This window comes from Variovorax beijingensis, from assembly GCF_003951285.1.
GTDB classification, from domain to species: Bacteria; Pseudomonadota; Gammaproteobacteria; order Burkholderiales; family Burkholderiaceae_C; genus Variovorax; species Variovorax beijingensis.
Genome location: NZ_RXFQ01000007.1, coordinates 265,518 through 283,527 on the forward strand (window position 1 = coordinate 265,518; position 18,010 = coordinate 283,527).

An 18,010-nucleotide genomic window follows, 5' to 3' on the forward strand; every position below is an offset into this window, starting at 1 on the left:
GCGTTGGTGGCTGGGGTTGATCCGCCGCATACAATGGTTCAGAGCAAGTTTCGTGCCTCTATGACATTGCCCTTCTATCCTCACACCATCCCCTTCGTTCGCCGCATCGGTCGCCTGGCCGCCGGCGCGCTGCTGCTGGCCGGCCTTGCCTCGGGCGCGCTGGCCGAGACCGCCGACCGCAGCAAGCCGATGAACATCGAATCCGATGCGATGCGTTATGACGATCTCAAGCAGACGAGCGTGTTCACGGGCAACGTGCTGGTCACCAAGGGCACGATCATCATCCGCGGCGCGCGCATCGACGTGCGCCAGGATGCCGAGGGCTACCAGTACGGCGTGGTCACGGCGGCGCCCGGCAAGCGGGCCTACTACAAGCAGAAGCGCAATGCGCCCGACGAGTGGATCGAGGGCGAATCCGAAGTCATCGAGTACGACAGCCGCGCCGACAACGTCAAGTTCATCCGCAATGCCGTCATGCGCCGGCTGATCGGCGCCACGCCCAATGACGAAAGCAGCGGCGCGCTCATCGTCTACGACCAGAGCAACGACACCTACACGGTGAATGGTTCCACCGTGCCGCCCAACACGGGTGTGAACGCACCCTCGGGCGGGCGCGTGCGGACCATCCTCACGCCCAAGAGCGCCACCGCGCCGGCACCCGGTGCCTCGGCGCCCACCGGCGGCCGCGCCGCGCCGGCGGCGGCCGCGCCCCAGCCGGCGCCCGGCGCCGGCCTGCGCTCGACCACCACGCTGGGCGGCGAAGGGGAAAGGCGCAAGTGATCGAAACCGCTGGAACCCAGAACGCCGACGGCACGCCGGGCAGCCGCCTGGTGGTGCGCGGCCTGCAGAAAAGCTACGGCAGCCGCAAGGTCGTGCGGGATGTCTCGCTCGACGTGCAAAAGGGCGAGGTCGTGGGACTGCTCGGCCCCAACGGCGCCGGCAAGACCACCTCGTTCTACATGATCGTGGGCCTGGTGCGGGCCGACGCGGGCGAGATCACCATCGACGGCGAACCCATCGCCCACATGCCGATCCACCGGCGCGCGCGCATGGGTCTGAGCTACCTGCCGCAGGAAGCGTCCATCTTCCGCAAGCTCACGGTCGAGGAAAACGTGCGCGCCGTGCTCGAGCTCCAGCGCGAACCCGACGCCAGCGGCAAGCCCGCGCCGCTGACCAGGCAGCGCATCGAGGAGCGCCTCTCCGGCCTTTTGGCCGACCTGCGGGTGGACCATCTTCGCGATTCGCCCGCGCTCGCCCTCTCGGGCGGCGAGCGGCGCCGGGTCGAGATTGCCCGCGCGCTGGCCACGCAGCCGCGCTTCATCCTGCTGGACGAGCCCTTTGCCGGCATCGACCCGATCGCGGTGATCGAGATCCAGCGGATCATCAGCTTCCTGAAGGAGCGCGGCATCGGCGTGCTCATCACCGACCACAACGTGCGTGAAACGCTGGGCATCTGCGATCACGCGTTCATCATCAGCGACGGGCACGTGCTGGCACAAGGCACACCCTCGGAGATCGTCGACAACGCCGAAGTACGCAGGGTGTACCTCGGCGAGCACTTCCGGATGTAAGGGAGGAGTCGGTCTCCATGAAGCAAGGGCTGTCCCTTCGCGTTTCGCAGCACCTGGCGCTCACGCCCCAGCTGCAGCAGTCGATCCGGCTGCTGCAGCTGTCCACGCTCGAACTGAGCCAGGAGGTGGAGCAGATGCTGGACGAGAACCCGTTCCTCGAACGCACCGCGGAAGAAGCCGCGCGCGAGGAATTCGGGCTCGACGCCATCGATACGCCGGTGCCGCGCGACGAGGCCGGTGAAGCCGCCGAGGGCGAATTCAGCTCGGCCCCGGCCAGCAGCGCGACCACCGCATCCAGCGAAACCGTCTCCACGGCCGAGTCCGACGTTCCCGCCGCCGATGCCACCGAGCGCGAGCCCGACTGGGAAGGCGACGGCACCGTCGACATGGCGCCCGACGACAGCGAATGGGGCAGCGACGCCCCCGCGCGCCAGAACAACCTGGGCGACGACGAGCGTGCCGACGCCACCGAGCTCGCGCGCAGCCAGGAGTCGCTGCAGTCCTTCCTGCACCGGCAGGCGCTGAGCCTGCGGCTCAACGAGAACGACAGCGCCGCGCTGCGCTTCCTGATCGAATCGCTCAACGACGACGGCTACCTGGAAGATTCGCTGCCGGCGCTGGCCTCGGGCCTTGCGGGCGACGACAACGACCAGTTCGACGAGCTGGTGCACCACTTCCAGGTGGCACTCGGCCTGCTGCAGAGCCTGGAGCCGGCCGGCGTCGGCGCGCGCGACCTGGGCGAATGCCTCTGCATCCAGCTGCGCGCACTCGCCAGCGAAAGCGAGACCGAGGAACAGGCGCTGGTGCGCAAGACCGCCATCGCCATCTGCAAGCAGCCGATGGAGCTGCTTGCGCGGCGCGACTTTAAGCGCCTGGCCACGCTCACGCGCACCAACGAAGAGGTGGTGCGCTCGGCGCTGCAGATCATCTCGCGCCTGGAGCCCAAGCCGGGCCGCCGCTTCGTCGACGTCGAGCGCAACATCGTCATCCCCGACGTGATCGTCACCAAGATCGGCCGCGGCACCAATGCCAAGTTCCGCGTCATGCTCAACCCCGAGGTGATGCCGCGGCTGCGCGTGCACGACATCTATGCCGGCGCGCTCAAGTCGCACAAGGGCGAGGGCAGCCAGGCGCTGTCGCAGCGGCTGCAGGAGGCGCGCTGGTTCATCAAGAACATCCAGCAGCGCTTCGACACCATCCTGCGCGTGAGCAACGCCATCGTCGAGCGGCAGAAGAGCTTCTTCGTGCACGGCGAGCTCGCGATGCGGCCGCTGGTGCTGCGCGAGATTGCCGACGAACTCGGCCTGCACGAATCGACCATCTCGCGTGTGACCACGGCCAAGTACATGGCCACGCCTTTCGGTACGGTCGAGCTCAAGTACTTCTTCGGCTCGGCGCTCGGCACCGAGACCGGCGGCAATGCGTCGAGCACCGCGGTGCGCGCGCTGATCAAGCAGTTCGTGAGCTCCGAGAGCATCAAGAAGCCGCTGTCCGACAGCCAGATTTCCGAGATGCTCAAGGAGCAGGGCATCGAGTGCGCACGCCGCACCGTGGCCAAGTACCGCGAAGCCCTGCGCATCGCGCCGGCCAACCTGCGCAAGGCCCTGTAGAAAGCCGCCGATGGCCCGCCGCCTGCTGTCGCGCTGTGGGCTCGCAGTCCTTGCCATGCTGGCGGCGCTGTTTCTCGCCGGCTGCGCCACCCTGCCCGACGAGACTCCGCGCCCGCCCACCAAGGCCGTGGCCGCCTCGGCCGACACCGCGCTCGGCAAGATCGCGCTGGCCTCGCAGCCCGACCCCGACCTCAGCGGCTTTCGCCTGATGCCGGGCGGCGACTTCGCCTTCGACACGCGCATCCAGCTCGCGCGGCGCGCCCAGCGCACGCTCGACGTGCAGTACTACCAGATCGAGAACGACGAGACCGGCCGCTACCTGCTGCGCACGCTGCGCGACGCAGCCCGGCGCGGCGTGCGCGTGCGGCTCCTGATGGACGATCTCTATACCTCGGGCGAGGACGAGCTGCTGCTCGGCCTGGCCGCCACGCCGAATGTCGAGCTGCGCCTTTTCAACCCGTTTCCGGCCGGGCGCGGCAGCCTGCTCAGGCGCTTCGCCGCCTCGCTGTTCGACTTCAGCCGCGTCAACCGGCGCATGCACAACAAGCTCTTCATCGCCGATGGCGCGATGGCGGTGGCGGGCGGGCGCAACATCGGCAACCAGTATTTCAGGCGCACGGCGGGCGAGAATTTTCTCGATCTCGACACCTTCGTGGCTGGTGCGCTGATTCCGCGCCTCGGCGTGCTGTTCGACCAGTACTGGAACAGCGCCTACGTGCGACCGGTCCAGTCGGTGGTGGCCAGCGAGCTGCCGCGCGAGGAACTGCAGAAGCGCTTCGAGGCCGCCACCGGGCCCGACACCACGCCGCCGCCGCCCGGGCCCGCGCCCAACGACCTGCTCGGCTACAGCCCGATCGCCGAAGACCTGAATGCCGGCAAGCTCAACCTGATCTGGGCCCTGGCCGAAGCGTATGCCGATTCGCCCGAGCGCGTGATCGGCAAGACCGCCTCGTACGGCGGCGTGCCGCTGCTCGACGTCGACAGCGTGCGCTACAACGTGGTCGAGCAGATGCGCCGCGCGCGCTCCGAGGTGACGCTCGTCTCGCCCTACCTGATTCCAGGCAGGGCGGGGCTCGAAGTGATGCGCGAGATCCGCCGCCGCAACGTGAAGATCAGCATCGTCACCAATTCCTTTGCCGCCACCGACGAGCCGCTGGTCCACACCGCCTACCGCCGCTACCGGCCCGAGATGCTCGAGCTCGGCGCCGAGCTGTACGAACTGAGCACCACGCGCACGCGGCGCAGCGTGCGCCTCGGCCTGTTCGGCACTTCGGTGGGCCGGCTGCACGCCAAGTCGGCGGTGATCGACCGGCAGGTTCTTTTTGTCGGCTCGATGAACTTCGACCCGCGCTCCGAGACGCACAACACCGAGATCGGCCTGTTCATCCGCAGCCCCGAGATGGCGCAGCAGACGCTCAAGCTCATCGAGGTGCTGAAGCAGCAGGGCGCCTACCGGCTGCGCTTTGCCGAGGGCAGCGGCGGATCGCGCATCGAGTGGATCAGCGAGGAGGAGGCCGGCCGGACCACCGTGCTGAACGAGGAGCCCGATTCGGATTTCTGGGGCCGCACCATGCTCGAGCTGCTGGCGCCGCTGACGCCCGAAAGCCTGCTGTAGCCCGGGCGGCTCAGCCGCTGCGTACGCCCGACAGCAGCCTGAGGCCCAGCAGCACCATCACGCCGCCGGCCGCGCGGTCGATCCAGGCCTTGTAGCGCAGGTAGGCCGAGCGCGGCGCCGCTGAAGACAGCGCCAGCGCGACGACCGCGTACCAGCCGGTTTCGATGCAGAAGATCACCGCCGGCACCGCGAGCGCCAGCGCCAGCGGCACCTCGCGCGGCAGGAAGGCCGCGAAGATGCTGGCGTAGACCACCGCGGTCTTCGGATTGCTGATCTGGGTGCCCATGCCCAGGAGAAACGCGCGCCGTGCATTGCCGGGGCTTGCGGCCGGTCGTGCGTCCTGCATGGCTGCCAGCGGCTCGCGCGCACCGCGCCAGATGCGGATGCCAAGATACACAAGATAGGCGCCGCCGAGCAGCTTCACCGCCAGGTAGAGCGCCGGAACCGCGAGAAACGCCGCCTGCAGCCCGGCCAGCGCCGCAATCGCGAACACCACGCCGCCGGCTCCCATGCCCAGCGCCGCAGCCAGGCCATCGCCGCGCGACGACGACACGGCGGTGCGCGCCACCATGACGAAGCTCGGTCCGGGACTCATGGCCCCGACGATCATCGCGCCCGCGATGCCCAGCAACGGAACCGTGATGCCGCTCATGGTGGGCTCCTTCTTCTATTGCTGCACGTTGACCGCTTCGACCTGCACCAGCAGCTTCACCTTGTTCTCGAAGCCGAAGTTCAGGCCCCAGGTGATGCCCCAGTCGCTGCGCTGCACCGTGGTCTCGAAGTCGCCGCCGCAGACCTGGCGGTTGATGAGCGGATTCAGGTAGCAGTTGAAGCGCACGGCCTTGAGCGTGACCGGCCTGGTCTGCCCCATCAGCGTGAGCGTGCCCGGCACGTCGACCACCTTGTCGCCGTTGAATTCGATGCGGTCCGCCACGAAGCGGCCGGTCGGGAATTCGGCCACGTTGAAGAAATCCTTGCTCTGCACGTGGCGGTTGAGCAGGTCGACGCCGGTGTTGATGGAGCTGATGTCCATCGTGATGTCGACCTTGCCGCTGGTGCCGGTGCCGTCGATCTGCACCGAGCCGTCCTTGGTGCTGAAGCGGCCGCGGTTGGTGGTGGTGCCGTAGTGCCCCATCTCGTACATCACGAAGGTGTGCGTGGGGTCGATCACGTAGCTGGCGTTCTTCACCGGGCCGCCGGCGGGCTTGGCGGCGACGGGCGGCGCGGTGTAGTCCTGTGCCAGGGCAGGGATGGCGAGGGCCGCCGCGGCAGACAGCGCGGCAGCGAGGAGGAGCTTCTTCATGGCAATGGGCGTGCGTGGCGTGAAAAAGAAAAACAGGAGAAATTCAAAGCGGACCGAGCCCCGCGAGCGTGAGCCTGAAGCGAACCAGCACCTCGTTGCCGACCACCGAGGTGTCCGTCCATTCGCCGTCGCCCACCTTGTAGTCGAGCCGCTGGATCGTAAAGCTTCCGCTGGCCACGGCGTGGCCGTTGGCCGGCGCAATGCTCACCGGCACCGTGACCTGGCGCGAGATGTTCTTGATGGTGAGCTTGCCCGCCATCTCGAAGCGGCCGTCGCCCAGCGCCTTGATCGCGCTCGACTGGAAACTGGCCCGCGGAAAATGCGCCGTGTCGAACCACGGCGCCTTGGGCAGTTCGGCATCGCTCATGGGAACGCCGAGCGATGCGCTGGCGGTGTCGATCTGCAATGCGACGCTGCCGCCTTCGGGCTTGCGCGGATCGAAGGCCACCTGGGCGTCGAACTTCTTGAACGTGCCTTCCACCGGCACGCCCATCTGCTTGCTCACGAAGGCGATCTGGCTCTTGTCCGCCACCAGCCGGGTGGCCGCTGCGGGCTCGGCGAGCGCGGGCGCCAGGGCGGCGAATGCCAGAGTTGCAAGACAGAAGATGCGCTTCATCCGGCGGATTCCTTGCGTGGCGCGGGCCACATGCGTTTCAAGATGCCATCGCGGTCGATCCAGTGGTGCTTGAGCACCGCCGCCACGTGCAGCAGCGCCACCGCGGCCAGCGTGAAGGCGCTGCCCTTGTGCAGCGGCTTGAGCACGGCCTCGGCCCATTCCTTGTCGACCGGCACGAAGTCGGGCAGCGGCAGCACGCCGAACCACACGACCGGAAAGCCCAGCGCCGAACTGTAGGCCCAGCCGAGCAGCGGAACCGCGAAGAACAGCAGGTACATCAGCGCGTGGCTCGCCCGATGGCCGCTGCGCTGCCAGCGCGGCATGGCCGCCGCCGCATCGGCTGGCAGCGGCGGCGGCCGATGGCGCAGCCGCCACAGCAGGCGCACGGCCGACAGCAGCAGGATCGTCACGCCGGCCCATTTGTGCCAGTTGTAGAGCTTGATGCGCGCCGGCGAGAGCGGCAGGCCGGTCATGTAGAGGCCGACGCCCAGCGAGCCGACGATCATGGCCGCAAGCAGCCAGTGCAGCGCCATCGCGACCGGGTCGTAGCGCAGTTCGCGCAGGCCGCGCGGATCGGCGGGCGCCTCCGCAATGGCGGCGGGGTGGGAAGGTGTGTCGATGGACATCGGAAGCAGGACCGGCAGCCTGTGCGCGGAGCATATATCGGAAGCAGCGAAGGCATCGCACGAGCCGTGCCAAATGCACCGGCCGCCCGGTCAGCGCCGCGCGGCCGGCTGCTGCGCCTGCAACAGCACCGCATGCAGTTCGGCCGGTTGCACCGGCTTGCGCAGCGCATGCCAGCCGCGCTGCGCGGCCAGCCGCTGGGTGGCTTCGCCGATGTCGGCCGAGACCAGCGCGATGGTGAGCGAAGGCTTCTGCCGCTGCAACCGTTCCGCCAGCGCGATGCCGTCGAGCGCGCCCGGCAGCCGGATGTCGCACAGCGCCACGTCGAGCGCGCGCAGGTCGGCCAGCGCCAGCGCCTCGGCCGCGCTGGCATACACGCGCGGCACGACCTGCCATTGCTGCAGCAGCGCGCTGAGGCTGTCGGCCACCACGGCGTTGTCTTCCACCACCAGCACGGCCAGGCCGGGCCGCAGGGCCCGCGCCGCGCCGGACCGGGGCTGCGCCGCGGGAGCGGGAGCCGCCATCGGCGCATCGGCCGGCGCCGCGGGCAGTTCGAAACCGAACACCGAGCCGCGCCCCGGCGCCGAGCGCAGCGACACCTGGATGCCGAGCTGCGCGGCCAGCCGCCGCACGATCGCCAGGCCCAGCCCGTGCCCGCGCTGCAGGTTGCGCTCCACGTTGCCGATCTGCTCGAAGTCGCCGAACACGCGCTCCTGCGAGTCCGTCGCAATGCCGATGCCGCTGTCGCGCACCTCCACGCGCCAGGCGCGCCCGGTGTCGCGCCGGCGCGCGCGCACGGCCAGCAGCACCCGGCCGCGCGGCGTGAACTTGACGGCGTTGTCGACCAGGTTCGCCAGCACGCGGCGCAGCGAGACCGCATCGGCCCAGCCCACCGCCTCGGCGGGGCAGCGCACCGTGACGCGGCCATCGCCGGCCTGGCGCGCCAGGTCGTGCAGCAGCGGCGCCAGCGGCACCGCCACCGGCTGCAGCGGATCGGCCGCGGCTTCGATGCGGCCGATCTCGAGCAGCTGGTTGGTCAGGCCTTCGAGCGCCTGCTGTGCGCGCGCGAGCGAGGCCACCGTGTGCTGCACCACGGGCGCATCGGCGCCGTTGTCCAGTTGCTGGCGCAGGACCTCGGCCTGCAGGCCGATGGCCATCACCGGCTGGCGCAGGTCGTGGTTGGCGGCCGAGAAGAAGCGCAGCCGCTCGGCCTGTGCCTGCTCGGAGGCGCGCAGCCCGGCCAGCGCCTGCTCGCGCAGGCTGCGCTCATTGAGGCGCAGGCCGATGTTCTCCTCGAGCTGGCGCGAGCGCTCCGCCACCAGCTTCCACATCATCGCGGTCAGGCCGATCCCGATGAGCGCCACCGCCTTCATCGCCGGCGCGCCGAGCCAGAGGCCGGTCACGATCACCGGCGCCAAGAGCAGCGTGATCGCCAGCTGCGTGGCCGGGATGTAGAACGACACGGAGAACGCCGACGACAGCGTCATTCCCATCAGCATCAGCGCGAGCAGCAGCTGCTGGTCCGGCTGGGCGGGGTTGAACAGCAGCACGCCGGCCACGCCGTGCGCCAGCTCCCAGATGCCGGTGCGCACCGTGTGCGTGCGCTGCGCGTCGCGCAGGCTCTGCGGGGTGAAGGGGTCGGGCAGGCGCTGGGGAAAGAAGCCGCGCATGAGCGTCACGGCGGTGACCAGCGAAATCCACACCAGTGCGCGCGAGAGAGAATATTGCCAGGCGAAGAGCGCCGCCACGCCGCAGTTCAGCAGGTATTGCACCAGCAGCACCGGCCCGATCGGGCGGATCGACAGCCGCAGCACCTCGCACTGGATTGCAAAGCGCCCGTCGTCGTCGGCGGCGGCCGGAGCAACCATGGGCGCGGTGGTGGAATTCATCGGCCGATCCACTATATAGAGAAGCGGCCCGGCGCGGCGACAATGGCGTTCCCCAGCCGGCCGAATGATGGCGAACCCCCCGTGAACGATCTCTCTCTCTTTTTGCCTTGCGCCGCCGGCGTCGAGGAATTCCTTGCGCAGGAAGTCCATGCGCTCACCGGCCGCGTCGGCCAGGACCTGCTCACGCTGCGCGGCGGCGTGCGGGTGCGCGCCGAATGGCGCGACGCGCTCAAGCTCAACCTGCACAGCCGGCTCGCCCAGCGCGTGCTGGTCGAACTGGCCCACGCGCCCTACCGCAGCGAGAACGACCTCTATGCCATCGCGAGCGGCGTGGCCTGGGAGATCTGGTTCACGCCCAAGCAGACCTTCAAGATCGAGACCACGGCGCAGCACAGCCCGCTGCAGAGCCTGAACTTCGCCACCCTGCGCATCAAGGACGCCATTGCCGACCGCTTCCGCGCCAAGGCGGGCGGCGTGCGCCCGAGCATCGAGACCCAGTGGCCCGACTGCCGCGTGTTCGCCCACCTGACCACCGAACACTGCACGCTCTACATCGACACCTCCGGCGAGCCGCTCTTCAAGCGCGGCTGGCGGCAGGACAAGGGCGATGCGCCGCTGAAGGAAACCCTGGCCGCCGCCATGCTGGCCGCCAGTGGCTGGTGGAACCCCGAAACCGGCGCCGTGGCCGCCGAGCCGCTGTACGACCCCTGCTGCGGCAGCGGCACCATCGCCATCGAGGCGGCGCAGATCGCGCGCGGCATTGCGGCCGGCTCGCTCAGGCGCTTCGGCTTCGAGAAGCTGCTGCCGTTCCAGGCGCATGTGTGGGAGGCCATCAGGAAGGAAGCCCAGTCGTCGGCGGTGCCGCGCGATGTCGCCATCTTCGGCTCCGACGTCTCGCACCGCATGGTCGACTTTGCCGAGCGCAACGCGGAGCGCGCCGGCGTCGCCGATGCCATCGAGTTCCGCGGCGGCGATGCGCTGCAGCGCATGCCGCCGGCCGAGGGCGGGGTGATCATGCTCAACCCGCCCTATGGCGAACGCATCGAGGTCGGCGGCGTGGCGCGCTTCGGCGCCCGCGAAGCCGCGCAGACTCCGGGCGAGGGCGGCGGTGAAGGCGGCGGCGGCGAGTTCTTTCCGCAGCTCGCCACCCACTGGAAGAAGAACTACGCCGGCTGGACCGCCTGGGTGCTCACGCCCGATCTGAAGCTGCCCAGGCAGATGCGGCTCAAGGAGTCTCGCCGCGTGCCGATGTGGAACGGGCCCATCGAGTGCCGGCTGTTCCGCTTCGACATGGTTGCGGGTTCGGCCAGGAAGTAGCCCTGCGCGCACCTGCGGGTGCGCGATCGCACGCCACCATGACCGTTCCAGAATCCGGCCTCGTCGTCATCGACACCAACATCGCGCTCGACCTGCTGGTCTTCGAAGACCCCGCCTGGGTGCCGCTGATCGCCATGCTGGCCGCGGGCGAGCTGCGCTGGCTCGCGACGGCCGCGATGCGCGTCGAACTCGAGCGCGTGCTCGGTTATCCGCTGATCGCCCGGCGCATGGCGCAGCGCGGCCTGCAAGTGCCCACCGTGCTGGCCGACTTCGATGCGCGGGTGCGCATGGTCGAAGGCGTTCCATCGCGCGCACCCTGCGTCTGCAGCGACCCCGACGACCAGGTCTTCATCGACCTTGCGGTGGCGCACCGCGCGCTGCTGCTCAGCAAGGACCGCGCAGTGCTGTCGATGAAGAAGCGTCTGGCCTTGCGCGGCGTGGTGGTGCAGGCGGCGCTCGGGCTTTCGTAGCCGGCACAGTGACGGCGCATCGGCCCATGTCGCGACAACTGCACCCATGGGACCGGTCGATTGCCGCTGCGCGCAGAAATGCGCGAAAACCGGCGGATTGACAACTTCCGACTCATCGACACCTGCGAGGGGCGGTGTTAGCTTTCACTGGCGCCACCCCTTCAATTCTTGTTTCGATGGGAAAGCATGCAACCATCTTTCGCGACGCTCTGGGCGAATCATCCCAATATCAAGGGCGACGGCGCTTTGCTGGACAAGGGCGTCTACACGGATCAATGCGCCATCAATGTGGGGGCAGCATTCATGCGATCCAGCCTGAGCCTTGAGAGCTTCCCCGGTGTCTTCTCCTGGCAGAAGGACAAGCCGAAGTACCCGATCAGGGCGCAAGAATTGGCGAACTGGCTGGATTCCGGCAAGGCCGGGCTGATGTCCCGGACCGAAAAATACACGGGAAAAGAAGGCTTCGAGAAAATCGCCAACCGCACGGGGATCGTGTTCATCCAGAACTACTGGGGCGAGGGGCGGCAAGGCGACCACATCGACCTATGGAATGGCTCGCGCATGACGGAACTCATGTCGTATCTCCGTGTTCAGTGGCATCTCTCCTGGGAAGGAGTCATCACTGACATGCGTCTGGCGCGAGCCATATGGTTTTGGCAGGTTCTATGAAAATCCTACTTCGCTTCGCCTGCATCGTGCTAGGGGGACTGGCGCTGAGTTTTATCGTGGCAAAGGGAGTGCTCGTTCCCATTGGCCAGTGGTACGAAATGAACAGGGCCCAAAGCGAGAGCGATCTAACTCAAGCTTTTGTAATCGCGCTTGCGGTGCAGGCAATTTGCGCCGTCCTGGGGGGCTGGCTAGGCGACTGGGTATTTCGAAAATGGCGACAGAAGCAAGGGCATCATTGAAAACGCGCCATATGGTCTTGGCCGGTCCAATGAAAACCCCCATTCGACTGCTATGCATTCTGGCCGGAGCGATTGCACTCGGCTCTGTTTTCTACAAGCTCATCGGCCCTGTGGGTCATTGGTATGAGCTCAACTTTGCAAGGAACGACGGTGACTTGGGCCAAGCGTACATGGTCGCGCTCGCCGTTCAATTCCTCGCGTTGATAGCGGGCGGTTGGGTTGGCGACTGGGCATTTCGCAAGCGGCGGCAGAGGCCGCCTGATCGCCCGTAGCTCATGTGGCGATCGCCGATTGGCCGAGTCCCATGAAAATGCTTATTCGACTGCTCTGCATTTTGGCCGGCGCACTTGCACTCAGTTTTCTTGTTGCGAAGGTCGTGCTCGTTCCCATTGGGCAGTGGTACGAAATGAACAAAGCCCAGAGCTTCGACGATGTATCCGAGGCTTTCGTCGTCGCTCTTGCAGTGCAGGCCCTCTGCGTCATTGCCGGCGGCAGGCTCGGCGACCTCGCATTCCGCAGATGGCGGCACAAGCAACTCGGCCGCCAACAGCGCCCGTAAAAAGCGCCGCTAGTTCTGCAGCGCAGCGGCCGGCCCCAGGTGCCAGCGCCCCAGCAGCCGTGCCACCGCGCGCACGCGCTGCGTGTCGCGGCCCCAGCGGCGGCTGGCGGGCAGCTTCTGCGCCCATTTCATGCGCCGCGCCGCCTCGGCGATGCGCTCGCGCACTTCCCCGTCCACCTCGGCCAGCGCGGCGTGCCAGTGCTGGCCGGCGGCTTCGGGTGCGGCGGCCTCCAGCATCATGGCCGTGGAGTGCAGGTAGCTGAGCCAGTCGCGGGCCTGGCACTCGGCCAGGGTCATGACCTCGGACGGGTCGTCCTCGAAGTCGATGTAGCCGATCACGCCGTCGGGGCACTGCACCAGGTTGCGGTCGAAGGCCTGGCTCAGGTGCTGGCCGCGCACGTGCACCTTGGCGATCGCGGCCAGCCCTTCGTGCCAGACCGCGAGCAGCGCGGCCGGCCCGGACGCGGCCGCCTGGTCGAGCCGCTCCTGCAGCACGACGGTGGAGCGGCCGCTTTGGCCGAGGTCCGAGATCAGCAGGCCGTCGGGCTGCTGCGCCAGCACCGCCGGCACGCGCAGGCCCGCGGCCGCGAGTTGCCGCAGGCGCCGCGCCTCGGTGGCAATGGCGGCCTCGCCGCCCGGGTTGGGCACCGGCTTGATGATGTCCAGCCGCGCCATGCGCGCGACCGCCGCCATCACGCGGTAGCCCCACTTGCCATGGCGCGGGCCGGCCTTCTTGAGCCACACGCGCTCGCTGCCCAGGCGGTGGCTGGCCACGTTCTTCTGCTGCTTGGGCAGCATGAGGCGCAGGAACTCGGCGTAGTCGCCGGGCGCCGGCACGAAGGGCTGCGCGTCCAGGGGCGCGGGCGCGGAGGCCGCGCCCTTGGCGCTGTGCAGCCGCGCCGATGCGCCGCGTCGCAAGGGATTCATGCGGCCAGCGGAAGGTTCGACACCAGGCCGTGCGGCCCTTGCGTCAGGGGCTGGAAGCTCTCGGCACTGGCCAGCGGCCAGTAGGTGCGGAACACGTTGTGCTGCTTGTCGAGCGGGCCGAGCAGCGCGCCCGGCTGCACCTGCATCACCAGGTTGCTCAGGAGGCGCACCTCGGTGTCGGAGATGCGCCGCACGATGTGGTGCGCCGTGATCTGCTGCGGATGGTCGAGGCCCGCGGCCTGCACCAGCTCCTGCAGCGCGTGCAGCGTGCTGCGGTGGAAGTTGCGCACGCGCTCGGCCTTGGTCGGCACCACCAGCGCCTGCTGGCGCACCGGGTCCTGCGTGGTCACGCCGGTGGGGCAGTGGCCGGTGTGGCAGCTTTGCGCCTGGATGCAGCCCAGGGCCATCATGAAGCCGCGCGCCGCATTGCACCAGTCGGCGCCGAGCGCCATCATGCGCGCCACGTCGAAGGCGGTGATCACCTTGCCCGCGCACCCCAGCTTGATGCGGTGGCGCAGGTTCACGCCGATGAGCGTGTTGTGCACCAGCAGCAGGCCTTCCTGCAGCGGTGCGCCCACGTGGTCGCTGAACTCGACCGGCGCGGCGCCGGTGCCGCCCTCGGCGCCGTCGACCACGATGAAGTCGGGCGTGATGCCGGTCGCCTGCATCGCCTTGACGATCGCGAACCACTCCCACGGATGGCCGAGGCAGAACTTGAAGCCGGTCGGCTTGCCGCCCGAAAGCTCGCGCAGCCTGGCGATGAAATGCATCATCTCGATGGGCGTGGTGAACGCGCTGTGCGACGAGGGCGAAACGCAGTCGATGCCGATCGGCACGCCGCGCGCGGCCGCGATCTCGGGCGTGACCTTGGGCGCGGGCAGCACGCCGCCGTGCCCGGGCTTGGCGCCCTGGCTCAGCTTGATCTCGATCATCTTCACCTGCGGATCGCGCGCGTTGGCGCTGAAGCGCTCGGCATTGAAGGTGCCGTCTTCGTTGCGGCAGCCGAAGTAGCCGGAGCCGATTTCCCAGATCAGGTCGCCGCCATGCACGCGGTGGTGCTGAGAGATGGAGCCTTCGCCGGTGTCGTGCGCAAAGCCGCCCAGCCTGGCGCCCTGGTTGAGCGCGAGGATCGCATTGGCCGACAGCGCACCGAAGCTCATGGCCGAGATGTTGAACACGCTCGCGCTGTACGGCTGGGTGCAGGGATGGTGCGACGCCCCGGCCGCGCCCGATGGCGGCGGGTTCGTGTCGGCGGTATGCGGCGTGCCGCCGATCACGATGCGGAAATCGTGGATCTCGAGCTTGGTAGGCTGCATCGAGTGGTTGATCCACTCGTAGCCCGCGATGGTCACGTCGAGCTGCGTGCCGAAGGGCCGGTTGTCGGGCTCGCCCTTGGCGCGCTGGTACACCAGCGAGCGCTGCGCGCGCGAGAACGGGGCGGCCTCGGAGTCGCTCTCGATGAAGTACTGCCGCATTTCCGGCCGGATGAATTCGAGCAGGAAGCGCAGGTGGCCGATGACGGGGTAGTTGCGCAGGATGGCGTGGCGCGCCTGCCGCAGGTCGTGCACGCCGGTGCCCGAAAGCACCGCGAAGACGGCCACGCCCACCCAGGCCAGCCACAGGTGGGGCGACACCAGCACCAGGGCGATGCAGGCCGCCAGGCCGACCACGCACAGGGCGAAGGCGCTGTAGCGCGTCGGAAACGGAATAATCGTGGGCATAGAAATAGTGTCGACCGGAGCCTGCTGCATCATAGAGGGCTGCCCCGAACTTGCCATGACCAACAACCACGACACCCCCCAGGCCGAAGCGGCCGCTTCCGCCCCCCTCGGTCCCGACGATTTCGACGCCCTCGACCAGGCGCTGGACGCCATGCGCGAGCAGGACGAGGAAATTCCCCAGTGGGAATTCTGCGAAGGCTTCATGGCCGCGCTGATCTGCACCCGCCGGTCCATCGAGCCGGCCGAATACTGGCCGGTGCTTCTGGGCGAGGGCTTCGTGCCGGCCCAGCACATGGAGTTCGTCTGGAACTGGAAGCGCCGCTGGCTCGAGATCGAGGAGGGCCTGGATGCCGACGTGCAGTCGCTCGACGACGAGCGCAGCTGGCAGCCCGAGGTGCTCGACACCCGCGGCGCCATTGCCTCGCTGCCCGAGGAAGAGCGCGCCGAGGTGGCGGGCGAGGAGATTCCCTCGTTCGCGCAGGTCTGGGCGCTGGGCTTCATGTACGAGGTCGAGAACTGGCCCGAGGACTGGGCCGCCCCGCGCGACAAGGAAGCCGCCCAGATGCTCGACGACGCGCTCGACAACATCGTGGCGCTGACCGAGGACGACAGGGCCAAGCCCACGCTCTCGATGTTCAGCGACGACGGCCCGCCGAGCGTGAGCCAGCAGCGGCTGGACGATTTCGGCGCCGCCATCTGGGCCGTGTACGACCTGCGCCAGCTCTGGAAGAGCCTGGGCCCGAAGGTCGAGACCCTCCGCAAGGAAGCCACGCCCGGCCGCAACGATCCCTGCCCCTGCGGCAGCGGCAAGAAATACAAGAAGTGCCACGGTGCCTGACAGCGGCCCCGCCAGCGCACGGCTGACGCCACGCACGGCGTGGGTCATGGTGCTGGCGCTGTGCGCCGGCGTGGCGCTCAGCCAGGCCTTCCGCACCGTGGGCGCCATCATGGCGAGCCCGCTGCAGGCCGACTTCAGGCTGTCGGCCCAGGCGCTGGGCATTTTCTCGGGCGCCTTTCATTTCGCCTTTGGTGCGATGCAGCTCTTCATGGGCATCGGCATCGACCTGCATGGCGTGCGGCGCACGGTGCTGGTGGCCTTTCCGGTCGCCATCGCGGGCGCGCTGCTGTCGGCGTTCGCGCCGAGCTACGCGGTGCTGGTGGCGGGACAGGCGCTGATCGGCATCGGCTGCGCACCGGCCTTCCTGGTGTGCACCGTGTTCATTGCGCGGCACTTTCCCGCCGCGCGCTTTGCCACCGTCTCGGGCCTGGTGCTGGCCATCGGCGGCCTGGGCATGCTGGCCACCGGCACGCCGCTCGCGTGGCTGGTGCAGGCGTATTCGTGGCGCGCGGGCTTCCTGGTGCTGGCCGTGGCCTCGGCGCTGGCGTGGCTCGCGATCTGGCGCTGGGTGCGCGAGCCCGCCTCGGCCGTGCCGCAGGTGAACGAGTCGATTCCCGAGGCCATCCGCCAGTTCGGCGCGCTGCTCGCGATGCCCCACACGCTCGGCATCGTGGTGCTCGGGGCCGTGACCTACGCCGCCTTCATCTCGCTGCGCGGGCTCTGGCTCGGGCCGCTCATGATGGAGCGCCACGGCTACTCGCTGGTGCAAAGCGGCAACGTCGCCATCGCGGTGTCGGTGATCTCGCTGTTCGGTGCGCCGCTGTTCGGCCGCTTCGACCGCGACGGCGCCGCGCGCCGCCGCTGGATCGTGGTCTGCGCGCTCGGCTATGCGGCGCTGTTCGCGCTCATCGCCTTCACGCACTCGGCCTGGCTGGACATCGGCGGCATGGTGCTGATCGGCGTGCTCTCGGGCTTCATCGTCTGGCAGTACGCCGACGTGCGCGTGGCCTACCCGGCGACGCTCACGGGCCGCGCGATGGCGGTCTTCACCATGGCGATGTTCCTGGGCGTTGCGCTCATGCAGTGGGGTACCGGCGTGGCGGCCTCGGTGGCCGCGGCGCATGGCGGCGATCCGCTCACGGCCGTGCTGGCCACCATTGCCGCGCTGCTGCTGCTGGGCATCGCGGCCTTCGCCTGGCTGCCCGCGCCGAAGGCGCAAGCCCTCAGATCTTGAAGGCGCGCTGGATGTCCGGCCGCACGAGGTCGGCGTACTCGCGGTGCTTGCGGATATAGCCCGCAATGAACTGGCACACCGGAATCACATGCAGCCCCCTGGCGCGCGCCTCGTCGAGCACATGCCTTGCAATGCCCGAGCCCACGCCCTTGCCTTCGTGCTCGGGCAGCACCTCGGTGTGGGTGAACATGATGGCGTCGGTCAGCAGGTTGTATTCGGCGTAGGCCGCGAGCTGGCCCTCGAGCGCCGCTTCATAGCGGTGCAGGGCTTCGTTGTTGGTGATGGCAAGGTTGCTGTTGCTCATGGTTGGCGTGCGAGATAAGTGGCGAGATTGGCGGCCGCGGTGGCGCGTACCTTGTTGCGCAGCATCGGCGTCCAGCCGAGCAGCAGGCCCGGTGCACCCAGCGCCTGGCGCGACCAGGTCCAGAAGGCAAAGCTGTCGCGGTGGGTGGCAATCAACCCGTCGGGCGTGAAGCCGAAGCGCGCATCGACGCTGTTGTCGACCAGCCGGCCGGTGGCGCTGAAGCGGTAGTGCGCGTCCCAGTGCGCCTGGCCGCTGGTGTCGTCGGCGTGCACGTCGCGCCAGGTCAGCCGCCAGACGTCGGCGCCCTTGGCCTTGGTGGCATTGCAGAGCATGCGCCACATGCCGCCCACCTGGTGCCGGCCGCGCAGCGAGAAGGCCTCGTCGTCGAAGGCCGCATCGCTGGCGTAGCAGGCGGCCATGGCGGGGGCGTCGAGCCTGGAGAAGGCCTCGTAGAAGCGTTCGATGGTCTGGGCATTGGCGGCTGCGGCTGCTGATGTCGTCATG

General features: G+C 68.6%; 19 protein-coding genes. 10 read left to right on the forward strand and 9 right to left on the reverse strand.

The genetic code is table 11. The features are described from left to right. The first annotated feature begins 60 nt into the window (after positions 1 to 60). Genes lptA through EJO66_RS14605 form a run of 4 tightly spaced genes read left to right on the forward strand, consistent with a single transcriptional unit; the run spans position 61 to position 4,796 of the window. Positions 61 to 780 carry a lipopolysaccharide transport periplasmic protein LptA gene (gene lptA / locus EJO66_RS14590; protein ID WP_124958542.1) on the forward strand — a complete coding sequence of 240 codons (720 nt, stop codon included), beginning with the start codon at positions 61 to 63 and terminating at the stop codon, positions 778 to 780. After that, complete coding sequence (gene lptB, locus EJO66_RS14595) at positions 777 to 1,571, forward strand: LPS export ABC transporter ATP-binding protein (RefSeq protein ID WP_124958543.1); 795 nt, start codon at positions 777 to 779, stop codon at positions 1,569 to 1,571. The genes lptA and lptB overlap by 4 nt, the downstream gene beginning before the upstream one ends. Positions 1,572 to 1,588: 17 nt before the next feature. Next, the gene (locus tag EJO66_RS14600; protein ID WP_124958544.1) at positions 1,589 to 3,181 is read left to right on the forward strand and encodes an RNA polymerase factor sigma-54; all 1,593 of its coding nucleotides are present in this window, start codon (positions 1,589 to 1,591) and stop codon (positions 3,179 to 3,181) included. Positions 3,182 to 3,191: 10 nt separating this feature from the next. Next, complete coding sequence (locus EJO66_RS14605; RefSeq protein WP_124958545.1) at positions 3,192 to 4,796, forward strand: phospholipase D family protein; 1,605 nt, start codon at positions 3,192 to 3,194, stop codon at positions 4,794 to 4,796. 10 nt (positions 4,797 to 4,806) lie between these two features. On the opposite strand, the gene EJO66_RS14610 is transcribed toward EJO66_RS14605, so the two are convergent. The 5 genes from EJO66_RS14610 to EJO66_RS14630 form a co-directional block, all read right to left on the reverse strand. Beyond that, a complete protein-coding gene (locus EJO66_RS14610) occupies positions 4,807 to 5,448 on the reverse strand; it encodes a LysE family translocator (protein ID WP_124958546.1) in 642 nt (213 codons plus the stop codon). A 15-nt stretch (positions 5,449 to 5,463) separates the two neighbouring features. Beyond that, on the reverse strand, positions 5,464 to 6,099 hold the full coding sequence (locus tag EJO66_RS14615) for a YceI family protein (protein ID WP_124958547.1): 636 nt from the start codon (positions 6,097 to 6,099) through the stop codon (positions 5,464 to 5,466). A gap of 43 nt (positions 6,100 to 6,142) precedes the next feature. Beyond that, positions 6,143 to 6,715: a YceI family protein gene (locus tag EJO66_RS14620; RefSeq protein ID WP_185738299.1), complete on the reverse strand. Its 573-nt coding sequence runs from the start codon at positions 6,713 to 6,715 to the stop codon at positions 6,143 to 6,145. Then, the gene (locus EJO66_RS14625; RefSeq protein WP_124958548.1) at positions 6,712 to 7,341 is read right to left on the reverse strand and encodes a cytochrome b; all 630 of its coding nucleotides are present in this window, start codon (positions 7,339 to 7,341) and stop codon (positions 6,712 to 6,714) included. Before EJO66_RS14625 ends, EJO66_RS14620 begins: the two co-directional genes overlap by 4 nt. Positions 7,342 to 7,431: 90 nt before the next feature. Further along, positions 7,432 to 9,228, reverse strand: coding sequence for a hybrid sensor histidine kinase/response regulator (locus EJO66_RS14630; RefSeq protein ID WP_124958549.1), 1,797 nt, complete (start codon positions 9,226 to 9,228; stop codon positions 7,432 to 7,434). Between the two features lie 81 nt (positions 9,229 to 9,309). Between EJO66_RS14630 and EJO66_RS14635 the strand changes: the two genes are divergently transcribed. The 4 genes from EJO66_RS14635 (at position 9,310) to EJO66_RS14660 (ending at position 12,482) form a co-directional block, all read left to right on the forward strand. Further along, positions 9,310 to 10,545 carry a THUMP domain-containing class I SAM-dependent RNA methyltransferase gene (locus EJO66_RS14635; RefSeq protein ID WP_124958550.1) on the forward strand — a complete coding sequence of 412 codons (1,236 nt, stop codon included), beginning with the start codon at positions 9,310 to 9,312 and terminating at the stop codon, positions 10,543 to 10,545. Positions 10,546 to 10,583: 38 nt separating this feature from the next. Then, positions 10,584 to 11,015 (forward strand): putative toxin-antitoxin system toxin component, PIN family, encoded by a 432-nt coding sequence (locus EJO66_RS14640; protein WP_124958551.1) that lies wholly within the window; start codon positions 10,584 to 10,586, stop codon positions 11,013 to 11,015. Between the two features lie 186 nt (positions 11,016 to 11,201). Further along, entirely contained in the window at positions 11,202 to 11,684 is a 483-nt protein-coding gene (locus EJO66_RS14645; RefSeq protein WP_125965490.1) for a type VI secretion system amidase effector protein Tae4, read from the forward strand. Positions 11,685 to 12,227: 543 nt separating this feature from the next. Next, complete coding sequence (locus EJO66_RS14660) at positions 12,228 to 12,482, forward strand: hypothetical protein (RefSeq protein ID WP_125965492.1); 255 nt, start codon at positions 12,228 to 12,230, stop codon at positions 12,480 to 12,482. Between the two features lie 9 nt (positions 12,483 to 12,491). Here the strand turns inward: EJO66_RS14660 and EJO66_RS14665 are convergent, their stop codons facing one another. After that, positions 12,492 to 13,409, reverse strand: coding sequence for a BUD32 family EKC/KEOPS complex subunit (locus EJO66_RS14665; protein ID WP_125965493.1), 918 nt, complete (start codon positions 13,407 to 13,409; stop codon positions 12,492 to 12,494). Next, positions 13,406 to 15,130 carry an FMN-binding glutamate synthase family protein gene (locus EJO66_RS14670; RefSeq protein WP_125965494.1) on the reverse strand — a complete coding sequence of 575 codons (1,725 nt, stop codon included), beginning with the start codon at positions 15,128 to 15,130 and terminating at the stop codon, positions 13,406 to 13,408. The genes EJO66_RS14665 and EJO66_RS14670 overlap by 4 nt, the downstream gene beginning before the upstream one ends. Before the next feature lie 55 nt (positions 15,131 to 15,185). On the opposite strand from EJO66_RS14670, the gene EJO66_RS14675 reads away from it, so the two are divergent. Then, on the forward strand, positions 15,186 to 15,968 hold the full coding sequence (locus tag EJO66_RS14675; protein ID WP_125965495.1) for a UPF0149 family protein: 783 nt from the start codon (positions 15,186 to 15,188) through the stop codon (positions 15,966 to 15,968). 46 nt (positions 15,969 to 16,014) lie between these two features. After that, positions 16,015 to 17,202, forward strand: a complete 1,188-nt coding sequence (locus tag EJO66_RS14680; protein WP_124958654.1) for an MFS transporter — start codon at positions 16,015 to 16,017, stop codon at positions 17,200 to 17,202. Here the strand turns inward: EJO66_RS14680 and EJO66_RS14685 are convergent. Then, entirely contained in the window at positions 17,192 to 17,506 is a 315-nt protein-coding gene (locus EJO66_RS14685; protein ID WP_124958559.1) for a GNAT family N-acetyltransferase, read from the reverse strand. The genes EJO66_RS14680 and EJO66_RS14685 overlap by 11 nt on opposite strands. Further along, complete coding sequence (locus EJO66_RS14690; protein ID WP_124958560.1) at positions 17,503 to 18,009, reverse strand: nuclear transport factor 2 family protein; 507 nt, start codon at positions 18,007 to 18,009, stop codon at positions 17,503 to 17,505. Before EJO66_RS14690 ends, EJO66_RS14685 begins: the two co-directional genes overlap by 4 nt. Between the last annotated feature and the right edge of the window lies 1 nt (position 18,010).